This window comes from Geomonas sp. (genome assembly GCF_056994735.1).
In genome coordinates this window covers 1-2,069 of record NZ_JBXKJL010000360.1, presented here as the reverse complement: position 1 = coordinate 2,069, position 2,069 = coordinate 1, and the positions used below count along the sequence as shown (strand labels likewise).

The following is a 2,069-nucleotide window of genomic DNA, read 5'->3' as shown; positions in this document are numbered from 1 at the left end:
GTTGAGCAACCTACTGCAAAACCTACAATTGAGGAATACAAGAAAGCTGATGTAACTTTGGAAGAAATTATTGGCACACTTCCACAAGAGATTGAAGATGCTATTAAGTTAGACAAGATTAATAAGGCTAGTGCTGATTTGAAGCAAGCGAAGATACAAAAACTACTTAAAGAATATACTCAAGCTATGGAGAATGATGCAGAGTTTGAAAGGTTTGCTAGAAGTGTATGGGGTGATGAAAAGTTAAGTAAGGTTATTAAAGAGCACACCACCACCCTTAGTGTTATTCAGAAATTAGATTTGCTTGACGAAGATATACGTGATATTGTGTATGACATTCGTTCCAAATTTAAGAAAGCAGGTATTGTAGAATCTCAAACTGGACTTCTTGACAATATGTATTTAGAAGGTTATGCATCCCACATCCTTACACCTGAAGCCAAAGCTTATATTGATAGTCTTAATCCAAAACAACTTGCAGACTTAGGACTTACAAAACCTAGCAATAATTTTAGTTATAGCAGAATATATCAAGTTGGTACTGTTATGCCTGATGGCTATAAACTACGTTTTGGTACTGTAGCTGAAATCAATCAACACTTGAATTTTAAAGAGTATGATTTTTTTGTCCATGAGATAGCTGACATATACCTAGCACGTATGCAGAAGCACTACAAGCTGATGTATGATGATGGCATGGTTAAAGACATTACTGGTAAGTTCGGTAAGCAATTAAAGCCAGGTGATGCACTTGAAGCTAATCACTCACTTATATTCTCTACCTCTGATGTGAAGAAACTTTTAAAAGGTAAGACAGAAGCTACACGATTCAAGATACTGAAAAGTTATGGCATCACTCAAGAAGAATTAGACAAGTTAGGTAATTCTTTTGGATATGTAAATGAAAAATATTTAGACAATATACTAAAGGATAGATTTGTTAAGATTCATCAAGTTCCTAGTGTAATACTTGATAAATACAAAGCACTTACTACTGCACAAGTTGCAGAGGATGTTAATGGATTACTTGGAGCATATGATAAATTCCTTTATACCTATAAGGTTATGGCTACTGCGTTAAGACCTGCGTTCCACGTGAACAACGCTAGAGGTAATGCTTTTAACAACTACCTTGATATTGGTACTAAAGTATTTAATCCTAGACTTAATAATTTAACTATAGGCATACTTAGAGGCAAAGATGGTATTGTCGTTTTGGGTGGTACAGAATATACTCTAAAGCAAATCAAGAGAGAAGCTGAAAAGTTGGATGTAATAGGCAAAGGTTTCTTCGGCTATGATATTAAAAAGAACATTGCACGTGATGCAGAAAAGGTAGCTACAGAGAAAGGTATTATAGGCAAAACAGTAGATGCTAGTATGAAAGTTGGTAGCACCGTTGAGGAACATGGTAGGCTTATGAATTTCGTTGCTAACTTAGACAATGGCAAGAGTTTTGCACATTCAGCAGAACATGTTAATGAGTTCCTATTCAACTATGATGATATAACCAAATTTGAACATCAAGTAATGCGTAGGATATTCCCATTCTACACATGGATGCGTAAGAACAGCGTACTTCAACTTGAGCAGATGTTTACAAACCCTAAGAAATATATGCCTATTGCAAAGGCTGTAAATGAGATTAAAGATATGACTAGTGAGGAAGACAGAGTTGATAAAAGTAAATTACCTGGCTTTGCACAAGATTGGATTCAACTACCCTTTACAGTAACTAACGAGAAAGGACAGAAAGAAATACTTATGTGGAGTAATTCAATGCCATACCTAGATATAAACCGTATTCCTGATTTGTTTCATCCTAGTACAATTCCTGGTGCAGTTGCACCTCAATTAAGCCCTGCATTAAAAGTACCACTTGAATTAGGAACTAATAATAACTTCTACTTGCAGACTAAGATTGATAAAGGAGCAAAAGTATTAGACCCTACTGGAACTGTTGAAGTATCACCACAATTAGCTTACTTGTTGCAACAAGTACCACAAATTTCCGAACCTGCATCTAATATACGTAAGACAGGTATAGATAGACTTATTGGAATGATGGA

Annotated in this window: 1 protein-coding gene; it reads left to right on the top strand. The window is 35.4% G+C overall.

The genetic code is table 11. The features are described 5' to 3' along the window. Positions 1–2,069 (top strand): hypothetical protein (locus tag AC11W3_RS15560; RefSeq protein ID WP_484093314.1); only part of this gene is annotated, 2,069 nt, incomplete at both ends.